A 19,196-nucleotide genomic window follows, 5' to 3' on the forward strand; every position below is an offset into this window, starting at 1 on the left:
GGTGGTTCCGGTCAGGCCTGTGCCGGTGAGTACCACCACTGTCCCGCCGCTGGGCGGTCCCGAGTTCGGGGTGACGCCGGTGAGGGTGGGCACCGGGATATAGGTGAACGCGACACCGTTGCTGGTTCCACCCGGGGTGGTAACGGTGACGAGCACCGTTCCAGCGGCATGAGCTGGGGTGAGGACGGTGATCTGGGTGTCGGAGTTGACGGTGAACAGGGTCGCCGGTGTCCCACCGAAACTCACAGCGGTGGTTCCGGTCAGGCCTGTGCCGGTGAGTACCACCACTGTCCCGCCGCTGGGCGGTCCCGAGTTCGGGGTGACGCCGGTGAGGGTGGGCACCGCGATATAGGTGAACGCCACACCGTTGCTGGTTCCGAACGGTGTGGTGACGGTGACCGATACGGGCCCAGCTGCATGGGCAGGGGTCACCGCGGTGATCTGTGTCGAGGAGTTGACCGTGAACGAGGTTGCCGGTGTCCCACCGAAACTCACCGCGGTGGCTCCGGTGAAGTTGGTCCCGGTGAGCACGACCGTCGTCCCGCCGGCCGCTGACCCCGACGTCGGAGTGATGCTGGTCAAGGTAGGAACTGGAGCCGGACCATAGGTGTAGGGCATCGGGTTGCTCGTGCCGTCCAGCAGTGCTTGTACGGTGACGTTCACCGTGCCGGTGCCGGGCGGGACGATGGCGGTGATCTGGGTATCGGAGTCGATGGTGAATGTCGTTGCCTTGTCGCCGAACCGGACGGTCAAGGGACCGACATTGCTGAATCCGGAGCCGGTGATGACTACAGAGTTGAAACCCGCCGGTGGGCCGAAAGAGGGTGTCAGCGAGGTGATGACAGGTGCCATTGTATTGCTTTCTGATCAGTAAATGTGAAAAGGGTTCTCCCGCAGCAGCACAGGGTTCGGTCTTTTGTTGCGCCGCCTATACCCAGTAGTCCTCCGGTGGCAGCACTTTGGCAATGAATTCCCGGTCCGTTTTTGTCCGGTCTCTGTCCGTTTCGGGTTCGGGCGGTAGCTACAAGAAAGCTGAAAATTGGTCTTGACCTCGGGTATTGCTTCGATGGGCGCTGCCGTCCAGCTAGGGTGCTTGGGCTTTGCTGCCACAAAGTCTGACGCGCGACATGTTGACTCGACCACCCCGCCGGCCTGGCATCTGATCGCTTCCACGAATAGCAGCACCCGCTCGGTGCCGAGTCTTACGAGGCCCTGAAAGGTTCGAGGCCCGTCCCGCCCTTTGCCGACGGTGCTCAATGGTCACACTCTATGGACGGCCCACCGCACATCGCATGAGCCGAAGGCTCGAGTCTCGAGGCCTGAACGGCGGGACCGAGGGGGCCTCGACCCCCGCGGCGCCGGAGGCGCCGCAATCCAACACAGCTTGTTCACAGCGAGTGCGCAGGGGGATGCCAGCGCGGTGGGTCAGTATGGGTGGCATGAGTGGGGCGCAGGGCGGAGTACCTGAGGCGCGGGTGCTGGTCGTCGACGACGAGGCGATGATCGTGGAACTGCTGACCGTGAGTTTGCGGTTCCAGGGGTTCGAGGTGGCGTCCGCCGCTGATGGGGCGCAGGCGCTGGATGTGGCGCGCGGCTTCCGGCCCGATGCGTTGATCGTCGATGTGATGATGCCGGGGATGGACGGGTTCGGGCTGCTGCGGCGGTTGCGGGCCGACGGTATCGATGCGCCGGTGTTGTTCCTGACCGCCCGCGACGATATCCAGGACAAGGTGACCGGGCTGACGCTGGGCGCCGACGACTATGTCACCAAGCCGTTCAGTTTGGAGGAGGTCGTCGCGCGGTTGCGGGTGATCCTGCGCCGGGCCGGGGCCACCGCGCCGGCGCGGGAGCAGTCGCGTATCCGGTTCGCCGATATCGAGTTGGACGACGATACACACGAGGTGTTGAAGGCCGGAGAGCCGGTGGCGTTGTCACCGACCGAGTTCACGCTGCTGCGGTATTTCATGGTGAACGCGGGGACGGTGCTCAGCAAGCCACGGATTCTGGACCATGTGTGGCGTTACGACTTCGGCGGGGAGGTCGGGGTGGTGGAGACCTATGTGTCGTATCTGCGCAAGAAGGTCGATACCGGTCCGCAGCGGCTGATCCACACCTTGCGCGGGGTCGGGTATGTGATGCGTGAATCCGCCGGCCGGTCGTGACGGCCGAGACCGCGCCGGTCGCCTCGGCATCCCCTCCGGCCCGGCGGGGGATGACCGGTCGTCTCGCGGCCGTCCCGCTGCGGGTGACGCTGGTGCTGGCGCTGGTCGCGCTGGCCGCCGCGGGGCTGCTGGCCTCCGGGGTGGCGGTGACCTCGGCGTTGCGTGCCGCGTTGATCGAGCGGGTGGATCAACAGCTGCAGGAGCAGGCGCAGACCTGGGCGCGGCCCGGTAGCCGGCCACCGTTACCGCTGCCGGGGGAGCCGGGGCGGGAGCGGCCGCCCGTGCCGTACTACGCGCGGGTCGAGGACGACTCGGGCAAGTTGTATCTGCAGTCCGATGTGGGCAACGGCGCGCCGGAACTGCCGCAGGACATGCGTCCGGGGACCTTCAGCACCGGATCGGCCGACGGCGATTCCGGGCAGTGGCGGGTCCGGTACACGGTGAACGCCCGAGGTACCAGTGTGGTGGCGCAGCGACTGGACGAGACCGAGGAGATCGTCGAGCGGCTGGTGGTGCTGCAGGTGGTGATCGGGGCCCTGGTACTCGCGATGCTGGCGGTGGCCGCCTACTTCGTCATCAGACGCAGTCTGCGCCGGCTGGTGCAGGTGGAGGAGACCGCCGCCGATATCGCGGCGGGGGATCTGCACCGGCGGGTGCCGATGCGCGGGACCAACACCGAGGTCGATCGGCTGGCGCAATCGTTGAACTCGATGCTGGCCCAGATCCAGCGTGGATTCGCCGCGACCGAGGCCTCGGAGGAGGCAGCGCGGCGGTCCGAGGAGAAGATGCGCCGTTTCGTCGCCGACGCCAGCCACGAGTTGCGGACGCCGCTGACCACGATCAAGGGTTTCGCCGAGCTGTACCGGCAGGGTGCCACCGGGGATACCGATATGCTGCTCGACCGGATCGAACGCGAGTCGAAACGGATGGGCCTGCTGGTCGAGGATCTGCTGATGCTGGCCCGGCTCGACGCCGAGCGTCCGGTGGAACACGCCCCGGTCGACCTGCTGACCTTGACCAGCGACGCCGTGCACAGCGCGCGCGCGGTCGCGACCGCGCAGGGCCGCCACGACCCGGAGCACACGATCCGTTTCGAAGTACGGCCCGGTTCCGGTACTGCGGAGGTACCGGGCGACGCGGCTCGGCTGCGGCAGGTACTGGCGAACCTGCTGAACAACGCGCTCGTGCACACGCCACCCGAGGCGGTGGTGACCGTCCGGCTGACACCCGACCGGGACGAGGTGCGTCTCGCGGTGGCCGATACCGGACCGGGGATGTCACCGGACCAGGCCGCGCGGGTTTTCGAGCGGTTCTATCGGGCCGACGATTCGCGCAGCCGGGGCAGCGGTGGAGCCGGGCTGGGCCTGTCGATCGTGCAGGCACTGGTCGCCGCGCACGGCGGCACCGTGGAAGTCCACAGCGAATACGGGGTGGGCACCACCTTCACGGTCCGGCTACCGCGCAACCGGCCGGAGCCGGCCGGTCCCGCCGCCGCGGACGACAGCGGGAACCGGACCTGACTCAGGCGGGAACGTTCGCGCCGTGGCCGAGTTCACGCAGCGCCTGCTTGATCCGTGCCTGCGCGTCGTCGAGGGACTCCGGCTCCGGGTTCGGATCGGCACCGGAGATATCGAAATTCCCCATGGTGAACGCCGGGAACACGTGTACATGCAGATGCGGGACCTCGAGTCCCGCGATCAGCAGACCCGCCCGCGGCGCGTCCCAGGCCGCGCGCACGGCCTGGCCGATTTTCTGCGCGACCCCGTTCAGGCGCGCGAAGACCTCGGGTTCGATGTCCTGCCACTGATCGATCTCTTTGCGGGGCACCACCAGGGTGTGTCCCGGCGTCACCGGCGCGATGGTGAGGAAACCGACGAATTCGTCGTCCTCCCACACGAACCGGCCCGGCAGGTCACCGGCGATGATCGCACTGAAAACAGATGCCATGGGGCGAGACTAGTGTTGCCGCGCCGAAGTACACACTTACGCTCCGACGAAGTGCGACAGAATTCCCTGCACCTCGTAGATGTCGACCTGGCGGTTGAACTTCTTCTGCAGCGGCGTGTCGGTGCCCGAGATCCACAACAGCAGCTCCGCGTCGAGATCGAAGGTGCCCGCTGTTTCCACCGCGAAATGGGTGATCGAGCGGTAGGGGATGCTGTGGTAACTCACCTTCCGGCCGGACAGTCCCTGTTTGTCGATGAGGATCAGCCGCCGGTTGGTGAAAAGCATGGCGTCGCGGACCAGGATGTAGGCGGAGTAGACCTGTTCGCCGTTGCCGAGTAGCCGTTGGTATTCCTGCTGGGCCCGGGCCGGCTCCACCTGTCCGGCATTCCCCATGATTCCGTCCATCAGACCCATGCGCACGTCCTCCCGTATGCGCGCACCGGGATCGCTGGGCCCCGGCACGCGGGTTGTCCACCCGTTCAGGGCGTTTCCTCCATCATCCACACCCGGCCTCCGGCCGGGTGAAGTCGCTGGTACCGGGCGGGGACCGGCGGTGAGCCTGCCCCGCCGGGCATCGATACGGCACCTATAAGCTGTCCGGGTGCGAGTACTCGTCATCGGTTCCGGAGCCCGTGAACACGCCCTCGTCCTTGCGCTGCGCCGTGATCCGGCGGTGAGCGCGATCGTCGCCGCGCCCGGTAATGCCGGTATCGCCCAGCACGCGCAGGTGCGGCCGGTGGACCCGAGTTCCGCGGAATCGGTGGCCGCGCTGGCCCGGGAGGTGGCCGCGGATCTGGTGGTGATCGGCCCGGAGGTGCCGCTGGTCCTGGGCGTGGCCGACGCGGTGCGCGCGGCCGGGATCGCCTGTTTCGGCCCGTCGGCCGCGGCGGCCCGGATCGAGGGATCGAAGGCGTTCGCCAAGGATGTGATGACGGCGGCCGGGGTGCCTACTGCGCACAGCGAGGTGGTGGACTCGCCCGCCGAATTGGATGCGGCGCTGGACCGTTTCGGCCCGACCTGGGTGGTCAAGGACGACGGGCTCGCGGCGGGTAAGGGTGTGGTGGTCACACCCGACCGGTTGGTGGCCCGCGGACATGCCGCCGAACTGCTCGAGCTGGGGCATCCGGTGCTGCTGGAATCGTTCCTGGACGGCCCGGAGGTTTCGCTGTTCTGCCTGGTCGACGGGGAGACGGTGGTGCCGCTGCTGCCCGCGCAGGATCACAAGCGGGTGGGTGACGGCGATACCGGGCCCAATACCGGCGGAATGGGCGCCTACACGCCGCTGCCGTGGCTGCCCGACGGGACGGTCGAGCGGATCGTCGACGAGGTGGTGGCTCCGGTGGCCGCCGAATTGGTCCGGCGCGGAGCCGCTTTCAGCGGGCTGCTGTACGCGGGGCTGGCGATGGGGGCAGCCGGGCCTGCGGTGGTGGAGTTCAACTGCCGGTTCGGTGATCCGGAGACCCAGGCGGTGCTCGCCCTGCTGGACAGCCCGCTCGGCGAACTTCTGTACGCCACCGCGACCGGCACGCTGGCCGAGACGTCCGCGCCGCGCTGGCGCGACGGCGCCGCGATCACCGTCGTGCTGGCCGCGGAGAACTATCCGGCCCGGCCGCGGTCCGGCGATGTGATCAGCGGTGCCGGGGACGCGGCGACCGACGACGCGGCGACGGTGCTGCATGCCGGGACGGCGCAGCGTGCGGACGGCGCGCTGGTCTCCGCGGGTGGCCGCGTGCTCAGTATCGTCGGCACCGGAGTCGATCTGGCGGCGGCGCGGGAGGCCGCCTACGACCGTATAGCCGGTATCAAGCTGACCGGTAGCCACTACCGCTCCGATATCGGACTGGCCGCTGTCGAGGACCGTATCGCTCTCTGAGACCCGATGGTGCGGGCGGCGCCGCGGCGTGCGCTCGCCCGCACCGGGGCCGGCCTCCCGGCCGACCGGTCAGTAGGCCCCGAAGACGTTGTCGATGGAGCCGTAGCGGTGGGCGGCGTAGTTGCAGGCCGCGGCGATATTGGCGACCGGGTCGTAGATATCCCATGAGGTGCCGTCCACATGGTAGGCGGCGAAGGTGGGATCGATGACCTGCATGAGCCCCTTCGACGGGGTGCCCGCGGCGGCATTGGAGTCCGATAGGTTGATCGCCTGGGGGTTACCGCTGGACTCGCGCATCGCATTGCGGTGGATGCCGTCGTAGCTGGCCGGAATACCGTGCCGGCCGAGGACGTGCAGTGCGTTGCGGATCCACCCGTCCAGGTCGTTGGTGTAGGCCGGCGTGCCGAACGCTTCCGGCTGCGGCAGCTGCTGCTGCCAGTGGAGGATCTGCTGCTGGGCCTGCTGGGCCGGGGCCTGTAGTACTGCGGGCACACCGGTAATGGGCGCGTCGGCGTGGGCCTGGGTGGGAACCACGACGGCAGCGGCAACGGCGACGAGCAGTAACAGGTTTCGTAAACGCATGGGAACGGCTCCTCCAGCGCGCCGGTATCCGCCGCCGTGGGGCCATGGCCGCCGGCGCCGTCGTTGCGCTGTTTCTTGATTACTTGTGTTGCGGAAGGGGGATTCAGTTTTCCGCGGCCGGACGGCGCACTGCGCCGCCGGGGCGAGCCTTCGCATCGGAATGTTCGGACGAACTGATAACCGTGCGGCAAACGAACTTGCGGTTCGTTATCTGGCAAATCACAGATTGGTTGCGGAATATTAACGAAAGGTGAACGATAAAATAACCCAAGGTTTTATTCTGCTGAGAAAAATCGATCTACCTGGAGTTACATGGGTGTAAGCCGCTCGGTCGGTCGTGATTGATCCGTTGATCTTTCGAATTCCGAGTATTTGCCATGATCAATTAGTGTCAGCTGTACGAGAGGCCGTGCAGTGCGAGCCAGCGCTGCGGATCGACATGCTGACCATCCAAGATGATCTCGAAATGTAGATGCGGTCCGGTGGAATCACCGCGGTTGCCCATTCGCGCGATCTGCATACCGGCCGGGACCCGTTCCCCGACCGAGACGAAGAAGTCGTACATATGGCCGTAGACCGAGATCGCGCCGTCGTCGTGCCGAATCCGCACCCACAGGCCGAAACCGGCGGCGGGACCGGCATCGATCACGGTGCCGCTCGCTACGGCATAGATCGGGGTGCCGATCGGGCCGGCGATATCGATACCGCGATGGAAGGTGCCCCACCGGCTGCCGAATCCGGAGGTGAAGGTGCCCGGCGCGGGCAGGACGTAACCACCGGCGCCGGGCGGCACGGCGCCGGGCGGGATCAACCCGCCCCCGAGGCCGCCGGGCGCGGGCGCGGTGTTTATCCAGGGCTGCTCCTGGCCGGCGACCGCGGCTGCGGCTTCGGCCTTGGCGCGGTCCAGGGTGGCCCGGGCGGCCGCGGCGACCACCGCCTGTTCACGCAGGCGTTCCCCGTTGTCGATGGCATCGAGATAGCGGCGTACCGACGGCACCGGTGCGGACAGTCGCAGCGGATGGGCCAGGGCCACGCGATAGGCGAATCCCGGGACCGGGCTCCGGTCGGTGACCGCGATACCCGCGGATCCGTCGCCCGCCGCCAAGAGCAGGGCGAGCAGCAGTACACCGATGAGTACGTGGTGGCGCCGGGCCGCGGCGGCGATCTCCTCGGCGGACGGCCGGCGCGCGACGAGGTCGGCGAGTTCGGCCCGGGTGGGGCGGCGGGACCAGAGATCCACGGCGGATCGCCGCAGCCACCGGCGGGCCGCGACCGCCCGGGGCCCCGGCGTCCGGGCCTGCGCCGCGGCCCGCTCCCGCCAGCCGGGAGCGATGACGAGACCGCCGCCGGTCGCGGCCGCACGGTCCAGGGAGATGGACCGCTCCTCGGTGGCGGTTGCCGTCTCGTCGGCGGTGCCGAGTGCGGGCGCGCCGGCGCCGAGTGCGAGATCTGTGGTTTCCGGTGTGTCGCGGGGGCCCGGACCTGTGGTTTCTGTTGTGTCGCCGGGGCCCGGATCCACGGTTCCCGATTCGGTGCCGACCGCGCCGGGGTCGTGCTCGGCGGATTCCTGCTCCGAGCCGTGCCGGGCATGCGGTTTCCGGCCGGAATGGGTGGCGGGCTCGTGGCCGGCCGGTTCGGTCGTCGCACCCGCCGCGCCCGGGGGCGTGTCCCGGTGAACCGTTTCGGAAAGCGGGTGCACGGCCCGGTTCCAGCGTCGGCCCAGGGCCCCGATCCCGCGACCGGACGCGGTGGAGTCGGGGTTCTGTGTTGGCGGACCGTCGGCCCGCCCGCCGGCCTTGTCGACCATCAGAGCAGACCATAGCTGTCGAACCGCTCGAAGCGGTGTTCTACCGTCGGTCGGGTGTCCACTGAATCTCGGCGCTCGACCATCCCACCTTTCTACGTGATGGATGTCTGGAAAGCCGCCGCCGAACGCGCCCGAACGCACGGCGACGTACTGAGTCTCGCGGCCGGGCAGCCCTCGACACCGGCACCGGCTCCGGTGCTACGTGCCACGAAGACCGCCGTCGATGCCGAATTGTTCGGTTACACCGAAACTTTCGGCATGCTGCCGCTACGCCGGACGATCGCCGGGCACCATCACCGGACCTACGGTTATCCGGTGGATCCCGACGACGTCGTGGTCACCACCGGTTCCTCCGGCGCGTTCACCCTCATCTTCCTGGCCGCGTTCGATCCCGGTGACACCGTGGTGGTCGCGCGCCCCGGCTACCCGGCCTACCGCAATACGCTGGCCGCGCTCGGCTGCCGGGTGGTCGAACTGGACTGTCGCGCCGAGACCAGGTTCCAGCCGACAGTGGCCATGCTCGAAGAACTTCCGGAACCGCCGCAGGGCCTGATCGTGGCCAGTCCCGCCAATCCGACCGGCACCATGATCGAACCGGACGAACTCGCGGCGCTGGCCCGCTGGTGCGAAACCCACGGCACGCTGCTGATCTCCGACGAGATCTACCACGGCATCACCTACGGCGGTGAGCGGACCACCTCGGCCTGGGAGACCTCCCGCGCGGGAGTGGTCATCGGATCGGTGTCGAAGTATTTCTCGATGACCGGCTGGCGGCTGGGCTGGATGCTGGCACCGCCCGCACTGCGCCCGGCGCTACAGCGGCTGGCATCCAATATGACCGTCTGCCCGCCCGCGATCTCGCAGTACGCGGCATTGCACGCGTTCGGTGACGAAGCGCGGACCGAACTCGACGCCCATGTGCACCGGTATGCGATCAACCGCGCCATCCTGTTGGAAGGATTGGCCGGGCTCGGTATCACCGACCTCGCGCCCGCCGACGGCGCCTTCTACGCCTACGCCGATATCGGCCACCTCACCGACGATTCCATGGCCTGGTGCGCGGATGTACTGGCCCACACCGGGGTGGCGCTGGCGCCGGGCCTGGATTTCGACACCGTCAACGGGCATCGCACCATCCGCCTCTCCTTCGCCGGAGCGACGGCGGAGATCGAAGCGGCGCTCACCCGGCTCCGGGACTACTTGCGGCAGAGCACAGGCCGACATCGTGCACGGCAATGATTTTCCACAGTACGACAACATCACCGCGTGGATGCGGTAGAAACATCGATGGTTCTTTCCCCTTTCCCTGATTTCGCACGGATGTATTGATGACGACTGGCACGATGGCACGGTGATAACCGCGACGACTCCGAAGGGTGAACGGCGTCGCCAGGCGCTGGTGGCTGCCGCGGCCGAGTTACTGCTCGAAGGCGGTTTCGACGCGGTGCGGCATCGCTCGGTCGCGACCCGCGCCGAACTGCCGCTGGCCTCCACGACCTATTACTTCGAATCGCTCGAGGATCTGATCGCGCGGGCCGTCGAGTTCAGCGGCAATGCCGAACTCGAGGCCATGCGGCGGCGGATCGGCGAGGTGACCCACCGCCGCCGCGGTGCGGAGGCGACCGTCGACCTGGTGCTCGACCTGCTGATCGGTCCCGAAGGCGTCGACGAGGGCGCGCGCGGGCGATTGATCGCCCGCTACGAACGCACCGTCGCCTCGGCCCGGCACCCCGAGTTGCGCGAGGTCCAGCTCCGACTACGCGGGCAGCTGGACGAGCTGCTCTCCGATGTGCTGCGCCGATCCGACCGGGTGGTGCGGCCCGAACAACTGCGCAGGCTGGTCGCGGTGGTCGACGGCGCGGTGGTCGCCGCCCTCAGCGAATCCGACCCGCAACCCCGCCGGCCGGCCCGCGGCGCGCTGCTGGAGGTCATCGATATCGTGGCTCCGGCGACGCACCAGCCGATCGACCGCTACCGGTCATTAGACTGACCGGACGTGACCTCAGACCTGATCCCCAACGTCCTCGCCACCCGCTACGCCAGTCCGCAGCTGGTGCATCTGTGGTCTCCCGAGCAGAAGATCGTGCTCGAGCGGCGGCTGTGGCTGGAGGTGCTGCGTGCCCAGGCCGAACTCGGTATCGACGTACCACCCGGGGTGGTCGAGGACTACGAGCGGGTCGTCGAACAGGTCGACTTGGCCACCATCGCCGAACGGGAACGGGTGACCCGCCACGACGTGAAGGCCCGGATCGAGGAGTTCAACGCCCTCGCCGGGCACGAGCATGTGCACAAGGGGCTGACCAGCCGCGATCTCACCGAGAACGTGGAACAGTTACAGATCCGGTTGTCGCTGGAACATATCCACTCCCACGGTGTCGCGGTGGCCGCCCGGCTCGCCGAACGGGCCGCCGAATACCAGACGCTGGTGATGGCCGGGCGCTCGCACAATGTCGCCGCGCAGGCCACCACACTGGGTAAACGTTTCGCCTCGGCCGCCGACGAACTGCTCATCGGGCTCACCCGGCTGCGTGAACTCGTCGACCGCTATCCGCTGCGCGGGATCAAGGGCCCGATGGGCACCGCGCAGGACATGCTGGATCTGCTCGGCGGTGACGCCGCGAAACTGACCGCGCTCGAACAGCAGGTCTCCCGGCACCTCGGCTTCACCAGCGTGCTGACCAGCGTCGGGCAGGTCTACCCGCGTTCCCTGGACCACGATGTGCTGTCCGCGCTGGTGCAGATCGGTGCCGCCCAGTCCTCGCTGGCCCACACCATCCGGCTGATGGCCGGCCACGAACTGGTGACCGAGGGTTTCCAGCCGGGCCAGGTCGGCAGCTCGGCCATGCCGCACAAGATGAACACCCGCTCGTGTGAACGGGTCAACGGCCTGCAGGTGGTGCTGCGCGGATACGGTTCGATGGCCGCCGAACTGGCCGGCGCGCAGTGGAACGAAGGCGATGTCTTCTGCTCGGTGGTCCGCCGGGTCGCGCTGCCGGACGCGTTCTTCGCGATCGACGGCATGATGGAGACCTTCCTGACCGTGCTGGCCGAATTCGGCGCCTACCCGGCGGTGATCGCCCGCGAACTGGATCGCTACCTCCCGTTCCTCGCCACCACACGCATCCTCATGGCCGCGGTCCGGGCCGGGGTCGGCCGGGAAGCCGCGCACGAGGTGATCAAGGAGCATGCGGTGGCGGTGGCGCTGGCGATGCGGGAGCAGGGCCGCGAACCCGACCTGCTGGACCGGCTGGCCGCCGACGACCGGTTGCCGTTGGACCGAGCTGCCCTGGATGCCGCGCTGGCGGAGAAGTCGGCGTTCATCGGAGCGGCCGACACTCAGGTGGCGGAGGTGGTAGCACAGGTGGGCAAGCTGACCTCGGCTTACCCGGACGCTGCCCGGTATACGCCGTCGCCGATCCTCTGATTTTCGGTGCCGGGGCCTCGTGTTGTTCTCGGGCCGGGCGCAGATAATCACGCGTATGGATCCCTATTCGATTTTCTCCGACATCGTTGCCGGGCGGGCGCCGGCGAGCCGGGTGTACGAGGACGAGGATGTGCTCGCGTTCATGGATATTCGACCGATGACGCCGGGGCATCTGCTGGTGGTGCCGAAGAAACCGGCGCGGGAGCTCGCCGAGCTCGACCCGGTGCTCGGTGGGAAATTGTTCCAGGTGGGGCAGCGGCTGGCGGCGGCGTTGCGGGACAGTGAGGTGGCCTGTGACGGGGTGAATTTCTTTCTGGCCGACGGGGTGACCGCGGGACAGGAAGTGTTCCACGTCCATCTGCACGTCATTCCCCGGACCCCGGGGGACGGATTCGGTTTGCGGGGGCGGCCGCGGACGCCGCCGCGGGCTGATCTGGACTATCTGGCCGGTTCCATCCGGGGCGCGCTTCAGCGGGGACGGTGAGCGAGGGTTCCCTACTCGGGGAGTGGTTTTGCGGATCGTATCGATACGGACACGTAAGATCTTTTGTCGACTGTAGTCGGTATGTTTGCTGTGAATATGCTGACAGTGCGCTGTCGTCGGGCGAAATGGCGAGCATGGGCATGAGCTAGTTTCCGGGGTGGGCTAGGGAGGTGCGATCGTGCGATATCTTCGGATAGCTGTACTGATGCTGGCGGTGATCGGTTCGGCTGCCGGGCTCCCGGTACTCCGACCCGCTCCGGCCGCCGCGGCCGAAATCGTACGGATCGATGAACTCGGCCCGACGCGTTCGGCGGTCTTCATCTCTTCGCCCGCCATGAATCAGGTCGTGCAGGTACAGGTGCTGCATCCGGCCGGGGGTGGTAGCCGGCCCACCTACTACCTGCTGGACGGGCTCGATCCGGGCGTCGGCCAGAGCACCTGGACCAATGCCACCGAGGCGGAACGTTTCTTCCTCGGCAAGAACGTCAATGTCGTCCTCCCGGTCGGCGGCAAGGCCAGCTATTTCACCGACTGGCAGCGCGACGATCCGGTCCTGGGCCGCTACCGGTGGGAGACATTCCTGACCCGGGAACTGCCGCCGATCATCGACGGCAACTTCGCCGGTGACGGGCAGAACGCGATCGGTGGGCTGTCCATGGGCGGGCACGCCGCCTATATCCTCGCGGCCCGGCATCCGCAGCTCTACACCGCGGTTGCCGGGTACAGTGCCTGCCCGGATACCGCGATGGCGGCCGGCGCGGTGCAGTTCTCCATCATGACCAGGGGCGGCAACCCGAACAATATGTGGGGACCCGGGGGCAGCCCGGACTGGGCGGCCCATGATCCGGCGCTCATGCTGGACCGGTTGCGCGGTAAAACGCTGTTCCTGTCGACCGGTACCGGCCTGCCCGGGCCGCACGAACTGGAGCTGAAACCGCAGCTGCCGGAGAACATCTTTCTCGGCGGGCCGATCGAATTCGCGGTCGACGCCTGTGTGATCTCGTTCGAACACAAGGCGCGGGCGGCGGGGCTGCCGCTGCGGGTCGACTACAGCCCGGTCGGCACGCATTCGTGGTCGTACTGGAACGACCAGCTGAAGGCGTCCTGGCCGACCATCGGCCCCGCGATCGGCGCCTGATCCTTCGGCGGGGTCACCCGCCGGATGCGGTCTCCGACGGCGGCCGAATGCGGGCCGCTACGGTGGTGGCCATGGCTGACAGTGGTAGTCCGGTAACCGACGCGGCGGTCGCGCCCACGGCGAAGACGGTTCCGTTCGAGCGGGTACACCACGGCGACCGGTTCGTCGACGAATACGAATGGCTGCGGGACAAGGAAGACCCGGAGGTCATCGCCCACCTCGAGGCCGAGAACGCCTATACGGAGGCCCGGACGGCGCATCTCGCACCGCTGCGCGAGAAGATCTTCGACGAGATCAAGAACCGCACCCAGGAAACCGATCTGTCGGTGCCGACCAGGCTCGGTGAGTACTGGTACTACTCGCGCAGCTACGAGGGCAAACAGTACGGCGTGCACTGCCGGTGCCCGATCGACGCGAACGCCGCCGGGATCGACGCCTGGACGCCGCCGCAGCTCGAGGCCGGGACCGAGATTCCCGGCGAACAGGTCCTGCTGGACAGCAATGTGCTGGCCGAAGGGCACGATTTCTTCGCCCTCGGCGCGTTCTCGGTGAGCCACGACGGGAATCTGCTGGCGTTCTCGGTGGACACCGCCGGTGACGAGCGCTACACCTTGCGATTCATGGATCTGCGGACCGGGGAACTGCTCGGCGACGAGATCCCGCGGACCGCACCCGGGGCCACCTGGTCGCTGGACGGCAGCCACGTCTTCTACCAGACCGTCGATGAATCCTGGCGGCCCGATACCGTGTGGCGGCACCGGCTCGGCGACACATCCGCCGTGGATGTGCGGGTGTTCCACGAGCCGGACGAGCGCTACTGGGTGAGTGTCGGCGCCACCCGGTCGGAGAAGTATCTGATGATCTGGGTGGGGTCCAAGATCACCACCGAGGGCCGGGTGCTGGAATCGGATGATCCGACCGGTGAGTTCCGGGTGCTGCTGCCCCGGCGTGCCGGGGTCGAGTATTCGGCGGAGCACGCGGTGGTGGCGGGCGAGGACCGGTTCCTGATCCTGCACAACGATGTCGTGGACGGGGTGAAGGCGGAGAATTTCGTCCTGGCCGAGGCTCCGGTCGACGACCCGTCCCGGCTGCGCACCCTCATCGGGCACCGCGACGATGTGCGGCTCGAGGATATCGACGCCTTCTCCGGGCAGCTGGTGCTCAGCTATCGCCGCGAGGCGCTGCCCCGGGTGGCGGTGTGGCCGCTGACCGCGGACGGCTACGGCGAACTGCGCGAGCTGGAATTCGAGCTGGAGCTCTACAGTGCCGGGCTCGGTTCCTGCCCGGAATGGGACCAGCCCACGTTGCGGCTCGGGCTCACCTCGTTCATCACGCCCACCCAGGTCTTCGACTATGTGGTGGAGACCGGTGCGCTGCTGCTGCGTAAGGAGCAGCCGGTACTCGGCGGTTACGACGCGAACGATTATGTGCAGCATCGGGATTGGGCGGTGGCCGCGGACGGCACCCGAATCCCGATCTCGATCGTCGCCCGGCGCGATACCGACCGTGCCACCGGTCCGAAACCGTTGCTGCTCTACGGCTACGGCTCCTACGAGGCGAGCATTGATCCGGGTTTCTCGGTGTCGCGGCTGTCGCTGCTCGATCGCGGCATGGTCTTCGCGATCGCGCATGTGCGCGGCGGCGGTGAGATGGGCCGGCTCTGGTACGAGAACGGCAAAACACTCACCAAGAAGAACACCTTCACCGATTTCGTCTCCTGCGCACAGCATCTCGTCGACAACGGCATTACCGCGCCGGATCGGCTGATCGCCGACGGTGGCAGCGCGGGCGGGTTGCTGGTGGGCGCGGTCGCCAATATCGCGCCGGAACTGTTCGCCGGGGTACTGGCCAATGTGCCGTTCGTCGACCCGCTCACCTCGATTCTCGATCCCTCGTTGCCGTTGACGGTGATCGAATGGGACGAGTGGGGAAATCCGCTGGCGGACAAGGATGTCTACGAGTACATGAAGTCGTATTCGCCCTACGAGAACGTCGCGGCCAGGGACTATCCGGCCATCCTCGCGATCACCAGCATCAACGACACCCGGGTGCTGTATGTGGAACCGGCGAAATGGGTCGCGAAACTGCGCGCCACCAAGACCGGTGCTTCGCCCCTGCTGCTCAAAACGGAGATGAGTGCCGGGCACGGCGGGGTCAGCGGTCGGTACGAGAAATGGCGCGAGGTCGCCTTCGAGTACGCCTGGGTGCTGGACACCGTCGGTCTCGGAGAGAAGTAGGCCCGCCGGGCGGCGACCGGATGGTGTCCCCCTGTTCGCCGCCCGGCCATTTCCGCTCCACGGGCCGGTCACCGGACCTGCATGCGCAGGTCATCAGCACTGCACGCCACGGACACCTGCGGCTGTCATTGTCGGTACATGAACGCTGAGCTGCTCGTTTCGGTGTCGGGCGTCCGGGAAGCCACCCGGGACGCGGCGATCGGCTTCGCCGAGGAGATGGATCAGCGGGGGGTGCGATTGTCACTGCTGGTGGCGCCGCGGCTGAAGGGCGGATACCGGCTCGCCGACGACCCCACCACCCAGACCTGGTTGCGCGGCCGTCGCGGTCGCGGGGACGCCGTGGTGCTGCACGGCTACGACCAGGCCGCGACCAAACGGCGCCGGGCCGAGTTCGCGACACTGCCCAGACACGAGGCGCTGCTGCGGCTGACCGCCGCCGACCGGACCATGGAGCAGGTCGGCCTGCGCACCCGCCTGTTCGCCGCGCCCCGCTGGGATGTTTCCGCCGGTGCCACCGCGGCGCTGCCCGAGCTCGGTTTCCGGCTCTCGCTCGGGTTGACCGGTATCCACGACCTGGAACGCAATTCGGTGCAGAAGGCGCGGGTGTACGGCATCGGGGAGGGATTCCGCGCCGAGCCCTGGTGGTGCCGCGCGCTGGTGCTGGGCGCCGCGCGTACCGCGCGGCGGGGCGGTGTACTCCGCCTGGCGGTTTCGGCCGCGCAGTTGGGCCTTCCGGGGCCGCGGCAGGCGATGCTGGACGCGGTGGATCTCGCGCTCTATCACGGGGCGCGCAGCGAGGTGTACCGCTGGGAGCCCGTCCGCGCCGTCCGCGCGGCCTGAGACTCCGCCGCCCCATTCGGCGATAACGGGGCGGCGGTTCCCATTTCCCGGCCCGGGTCCCGGACGAAAGTGGACTCGGCCATACCCGGCATGTTATGCATGAGTCATGCATGATAGCCGGACCGCAAACCTGTTGGGCGCCGCCGCCCTGGCGGTCACCGACTTGATGCTCGAGCGGGTGGCCGATGACACCGGCGTCGGAACCAGCGCGGCCGCGGCGCTGGTGGTGCTGGCCGGCTCGCCCGGACTGAGCGGCACCGAACTGGGCCGCCGGGTCGGATCGAGCCAGTCGGCGGCGGCGCGCATGATCGACACCCTGCTGCGGCGGGAACTCGTGGAGCGCCGGCCCGGACAGGGCCGCGAGATCGCCGTCCGCCTCACCGAGCGCGGCCGGCAGGCCGCGGCGAATATCCTGGCCGCCCGCGGCGGCGGCTTGGCGCATGTGCTCGACCCGCTCGATGCCGCCGAACGCGAAACCCTGGCGCTGCTGCTGGACAAGCTGCTGACCGGTCTGTACTCCGATATCGGCAATGCCGACCTGCTGTGCCGGCTCTGCGACCGGCGCGCGTGCACCACCGGTGCCTGCTGCCCGCTGGGCCGGGCCGAACGGGACCGGTCCGGATGACGGCGGGTGCGACACGGGCCCTGGCCTCCGCGGGCGCCTACGGTGTCTCCGACTTCGCCGGTGGGCTGCCGGCCCGCCGGATCGACGGCATGTGGTCACCGTCGTCGGGCAGTTCGGGGGACTGGTCGTGGCGCAGGCGGAGCGGGCCGTCGAACCGGAGGGTGTCGACCTACACCCGCTGAGCCGCCGTCGGCCGGGTTCAGAGCTCGGCGTCGTGCTCCGGACGCAGGATCGTGAATTCGGTATCCGCCTTGCGCATTTCGTCGAGCCGGCTGAAATACACACCCCAGGCCTGCTCGGCGATGATCCCGTAGTGGATCGGGAAGGCCAGCCGGGGCGCCACCGACCGCAGGTAGTCGACCGCCTCGCTGATCTTCATCCACGGGGCCGCGGCGGGAACGGCGAGCACATCGACCGGAGTGGAGGGAACCCAGAGCGAATCGCCGGGATGGACGAACTGGGTCGGGTTCGCGGCGGTGCCCAGCTGGAAGACGGTGTTGTCGATCACCGGCAGTTCGGGGTGGATCACCGCATGCCGGCCCCCGCCGCCGGTGATCCGCAGCCCGTCGAGCTCCACCACATTCCCCGCGTGCAATGCCTCCCAGGCCCCGCCCCGGAGTTCGGCGGTCTGCGGATCCGACAGCAGCCGCGCGCCGGGATTCGCCTCGATCAGCGGGTCGATCCGGTTCGGATCGATATGGTCGGCGTGCTGATGGGTGACGGCGATCGCATCCAGTCCGGTGAGGCCTTCGAAACCGTGGGAGAACGCGCCGGGATCGAAGAGGATCTTCTTCCCGTTCAGTTCGACGAGTACACAGGAGTGTCCGAAGTGGGCTACATGCATGCACGCAAGGCTAGTACCGCATATGTTCGGTCACCCGCCGCGACCTTCCGGCCACCGGGCAATTAGGCTGCTCAGGTAACCCCATCCGCGTCCCGGCGTCGGCGCCGGACGCAGCTCACCCCTTTTTGTGAGGAGCAACCCGTGGCACGTGTCGTGGTCGAGGTGATGCCGAAGGCCGAGATCCTGGATCCGCAAGGGCAGGCCATAGCCGGCGCTCTGCCGCGTCTGGGATTCGAAGGCGTCACCGACGTCCGGCAGGGCAAACGCTTCGAACTCGAGGTCGGTGACGACGTCAGCGACGACCAACTCGCCTCGATCGCCGAATCGCTACTGGCCAACACCGTGATCGAGGACTGGAAGGTGGTGCGCGTCCCGTGACCGCCCGCATCGGTGTCATCACTTTCCCCGGAACCCTCGACGATGTCGACGCCGCGCGCGCGGTCCGGCTGGCCGGCGCCGAAGCCGTCGACCTCTGGCACGGCGACGCCGACCTCAAGAGCGTCGACGCGGTCGTGGTTCCCGGCGGTTTCTCCTACGGCGACTACCTGCGCGCCGGTGCCATCGCCCGGTTCGCTCCCGTGATGGGGACGGTCGTCGAAGCCGCCGGCAAAGGTATGCCGGTACTCGGTATCTGCAACGGCTTCCAGGTGTTGTGCGAGGCCGGGCTGCTGCCCGGCGCCCTCACTCGCAACGAGGGCCTGCACTTCATCTGCCGCGACCAGTGGCTGAGCGTCGAAACGACCGATACCGCCTGGACCTCCCGCTACGAACCGGGCGCCCAGATCCTGGTTCCGCTGAAATCGGGCGAGGGTCGCTACCAGGCCTCCGAGTCGGTCCTCGACGAACTCGACGGCGAAGGCCGGGTGGTGTTCCGCTACGCGGGCGACAACCCGAACGGTTCGCAGCGTTCGATCGCGGGGATCGCGTCGGCGAACAAGCGGGTCGTGGGGCTCATGCCGCACCCGGAGCACGCGACCGAGGCGTTGACCGGGCCGAGTGATGACGGGCTGGGATTGTTCCTGTCCGTGCTGGACGTGCTCGTCGCTTCTTGAGGGGGCGGACGTCCAGGAGCGGTCGATTTGCCGTGGATGCGGATCCGGACCGCTGAGGCGCGAGATGTGGCCCTGTCCGTGAAGGCGCTGTGTTTTTGGCGCGCTGGCGCGCGCGGGGTTGAGGCCCCCTTGGTCTCGCCGTTTCGGCCTCGAGACTCGAGCCTTCGGCTCATGCGCTTTC

Annotated in this window: 19 protein-coding genes; 13 read left to right on the top strand and 6 right to left on the bottom strand. The window is 68.0% G+C overall.

Going from position 1 to position 19,196, the window contains the following annotated elements:
• The coding region (locus tag AB0H42_RS34395; RefSeq protein WP_357063743.1) for an IPT/TIG domain-containing protein at positions 1-852 on the bottom strand (852 nt) is incomplete at its 3' end.
• A gap of 587 nt (positions 853-1,439) precedes the next feature.
• On the opposite strand from AB0H42_RS34395, the gene AB0H42_RS34400 reads away from it, so the two are divergent.
• Together AB0H42_RS34400 and AB0H42_RS34405 are read left to right on the top strand one after the other, a co-directional pair.
• The gene (locus tag AB0H42_RS34400; RefSeq protein ID WP_357063746.1) at positions 1,440-2,162 is read left to right on the top strand and encodes a response regulator transcription factor; all 723 of its coding nucleotides are present in this window, start codon (positions 1,440-1,442) and stop codon (positions 2,160-2,162) included.
• Between the two features lie 50 nt (positions 2,163-2,212).
• Positions 2,213-3,682, top strand: coding sequence for a HAMP domain-containing sensor histidine kinase (locus AB0H42_RS34405; RefSeq protein WP_357063749.1), 1,470 nt, complete (start codon positions 2,213-2,215; stop codon positions 3,680-3,682).
• A 1-nt stretch (position 3,683) separates the two neighbouring features.
• On the opposite strand, the gene AB0H42_RS34410 is transcribed toward AB0H42_RS34405, so the two are convergent.
• Together AB0H42_RS34410 and AB0H42_RS34415 are read right to left on the bottom strand one after the other, a co-directional pair.
• Complete coding sequence (locus tag AB0H42_RS34410) at positions 3,684-4,109, bottom strand: HIT family protein (RefSeq protein WP_357063752.1); 426 nt, start codon at positions 4,107-4,109, stop codon at positions 3,684-3,686.
• 36 nt (positions 4,110-4,145) lie between these two features.
• The gene (locus AB0H42_RS34415; protein WP_357063754.1) at positions 4,146-4,523 is read right to left on the bottom strand and encodes a PH domain-containing protein; all 378 of its coding nucleotides are present in this window, start codon (positions 4,521-4,523) and stop codon (positions 4,146-4,148) included.
• 187 nt (positions 4,524-4,710) lie between these two features.
• Here AB0H42_RS34415 and purD point away from each other — a divergent pair, with 187 nt between their 5' ends.
• Positions 4,711-5,982, top strand: a complete 1,272-nt coding sequence (purD, locus tag AB0H42_RS34420; RefSeq protein ID WP_357063757.1) for a phosphoribosylamine--glycine ligase — start codon at positions 4,711-4,713, stop codon at positions 5,980-5,982.
• 69 nt (positions 5,983-6,051) lie between these two features.
• On the opposite strand, the gene AB0H42_RS34425 is transcribed toward purD, so the two are convergent.
• Complete coding sequence (locus AB0H42_RS34425) at positions 6,052-6,564, bottom strand: transglycosylase SLT domain-containing protein (RefSeq protein ID WP_357063761.1); 513 nt, start codon at positions 6,562-6,564, stop codon at positions 6,052-6,054.
• 391 nt (positions 6,565-6,955) lie between these two features.
• On the bottom strand, positions 6,956-8,371 hold the full coding sequence (locus AB0H42_RS34430; RefSeq protein WP_357063764.1) for a M23 family metallopeptidase: 1,416 nt from the start codon (positions 8,369-8,371) through the stop codon (positions 6,956-6,958).
• Between the two features lie 54 nt (positions 8,372-8,425).
• Here AB0H42_RS34430 and AB0H42_RS34435 point away from each other — a divergent pair, with 54 nt between their 5' ends.
• The 8 genes from AB0H42_RS34435 to AB0H42_RS34470 all read left to right on the top strand — a co-directional run bounded on the left by AB0H42_RS34435 (position 8,426) and on the right by AB0H42_RS34470 (position 17,119).
• Positions 8,426-9,610: a pyridoxal phosphate-dependent aminotransferase gene (locus AB0H42_RS34435; protein WP_357063766.1), complete on the top strand. Its 1,185-nt coding sequence runs from the start codon at positions 8,426-8,428 to the stop codon at positions 9,608-9,610.
• A gap of 112 nt (positions 9,611-9,722) precedes the next feature.
• On the top strand, positions 9,723-10,361 hold the full coding sequence (locus AB0H42_RS34440) for a TetR family transcriptional regulator (RefSeq protein WP_063125328.1): 639 nt from the start codon (positions 9,723-9,725) through the stop codon (positions 10,359-10,361).
• Between the two features lie 6 nt (positions 10,362-10,367).
• On the top strand, positions 10,368-11,795 hold the full coding sequence (gene purB / locus AB0H42_RS34445) for an adenylosuccinate lyase (RefSeq protein WP_357063769.1): 1,428 nt from the start codon (positions 10,368-10,370) through the stop codon (positions 11,793-11,795).
• Positions 11,796-11,850: 55 nt separating this feature from the next.
• Positions 11,851-12,279, top strand: a complete 429-nt coding sequence (locus AB0H42_RS34450) for an HIT family protein (protein WP_357063772.1) — start codon at positions 11,851-11,853, stop codon at positions 12,277-12,279.
• Positions 12,280-12,457: 178 nt separating this feature from the next.
• Entirely contained in the window at positions 12,458-13,417 is a 960-nt protein-coding gene (locus tag AB0H42_RS34455; RefSeq protein WP_357063775.1) for an alpha/beta hydrolase family protein, read from the top strand.
• Positions 13,418-13,488: 71 nt separating this feature from the next.
• Entirely contained in the window at positions 13,489-15,654 is a 2,166-nt protein-coding gene (locus AB0H42_RS34460; RefSeq protein ID WP_357063778.1) for a S9 family peptidase, read from the top strand.
• A 138-nt stretch (positions 15,655-15,792) separates the two neighbouring features.
• Positions 15,793-16,494, top strand: a complete 702-nt coding sequence (locus tag AB0H42_RS34465; protein ID WP_357063781.1) for a DUF2334 domain-containing protein — start codon at positions 15,793-15,795, stop codon at positions 16,492-16,494.
• A gap of 106 nt (positions 16,495-16,600) precedes the next feature.
• Entirely contained in the window at positions 16,601-17,119 is a 519-nt protein-coding gene (locus AB0H42_RS34470) for a MarR family transcriptional regulator (protein ID WP_357063783.1), read from the top strand.
• A 199-nt stretch (positions 17,120-17,318) separates the two neighbouring features.
• Here AB0H42_RS34470 and AB0H42_RS34475 read toward each other — a convergent pair whose 3' ends face one another.
• Positions 17,319-17,963: an MBL fold metallo-hydrolase gene (locus AB0H42_RS34475; RefSeq protein ID WP_357063787.1), complete on the bottom strand. Its 645-nt coding sequence runs from the start codon at positions 17,961-17,963 to the stop codon at positions 17,319-17,321.
• A 141-nt stretch (positions 17,964-18,104) separates the two neighbouring features.
• Between AB0H42_RS34475 and purS the strand changes: the two genes are divergently transcribed.
• Both purS and purQ read left to right on the top strand, forming a co-directional pair.
• Positions 18,105-18,341 carry a phosphoribosylformylglycinamidine synthase subunit PurS gene (gene purS, locus AB0H42_RS34480; protein ID WP_030522869.1) on the top strand — a complete coding sequence of 79 codons (237 nt, stop codon included), beginning with the start codon at positions 18,105-18,107 and terminating at the stop codon, positions 18,339-18,341.
• Complete coding sequence (gene purQ / locus AB0H42_RS34485; RefSeq protein WP_357063790.1) at positions 18,338-19,015, top strand: phosphoribosylformylglycinamidine synthase subunit PurQ; 678 nt, start codon at positions 18,338-18,340, stop codon at positions 19,013-19,015. Before purS ends, purQ begins: the two co-directional genes overlap by 4 nt.
• Positions 19,016-19,196 lie beyond the last annotated feature (181 nt).

The organism is Nocardia sp. NPDC050799 (genome assembly GCF_040654015.1).
Lineage (GTDB): Bacteria > Actinomycetota > Actinomycetes > Mycobacteriales > Mycobacteriaceae > Nocardia.

Bases quoted from the DNA above. Each gene is read 5' to 3' on its own strand.
- AB0H42_RS34400 (WP_357063746.1), top strand. From the start codon at position 1,440: ATGAGTGGGGCGCAGGGCGGAGTACCTGAGGCGCGGGTGCTGGTCGTC.
- AB0H42_RS34405 (WP_357063749.1), top strand. From the start codon at position 2,213: ATGACCGGTCGTCTCGCGGCCGTCCCGCTGCGGGTGACGCTGGTGCTG.
- AB0H42_RS34410 (WP_357063752.1), bottom strand. From the start codon at position 4,109: ATGGCATCTGTTTTCAGTGCGATCATCGCCGGTGACCTGCCGGGCCGG.
- AB0H42_RS34415 (WP_357063754.1), bottom strand. From the start codon at position 4,523: ATGGGTCTGATGGACGGAATCATGGGGAATGCCGGACAGGTGGAGCCG.
- AB0H42_RS34425 (WP_357063761.1), bottom strand. From the start codon at position 6,564: ATGCGTTTACGAAACCTGTTACTGCTCGTCGCCGTTGCCGCTGCCGTC.
- AB0H42_RS34430 (WP_357063764.1), bottom strand. From the start codon at position 8,371: ATGGTCGACAAGGCCGGCGGGCGGGCCGACGGTCCGCCAACACAGAAC.
- AB0H42_RS34450 (WP_357063772.1), top strand. From the start codon at position 11,851: ATGGATCCCTATTCGATTTTCTCCGACATCGTTGCCGGGCGGGCGCCG.
- AB0H42_RS34460 (WP_357063778.1), top strand. From the start codon at position 13,489: ATGGCTGACAGTGGTAGTCCGGTAACCGACGCGGCGGTCGCGCCCACG.
- AB0H42_RS34465 (WP_357063781.1), top strand. From the start codon at position 15,793: ATGAACGCTGAGCTGCTCGTTTCGGTGTCGGGCGTCCGGGAAGCCACC.
- AB0H42_RS34470 (WP_357063783.1), top strand. From the start codon at position 16,601: ATGCATGATAGCCGGACCGCAAACCTGTTGGGCGCCGCCGCCCTGGCG.
- AB0H42_RS34475 (WP_357063787.1), bottom strand. From the start codon at position 17,963: ATGCATGTAGCCCACTTCGGACACTCCTGTGTACTCGTCGAACTGAAC.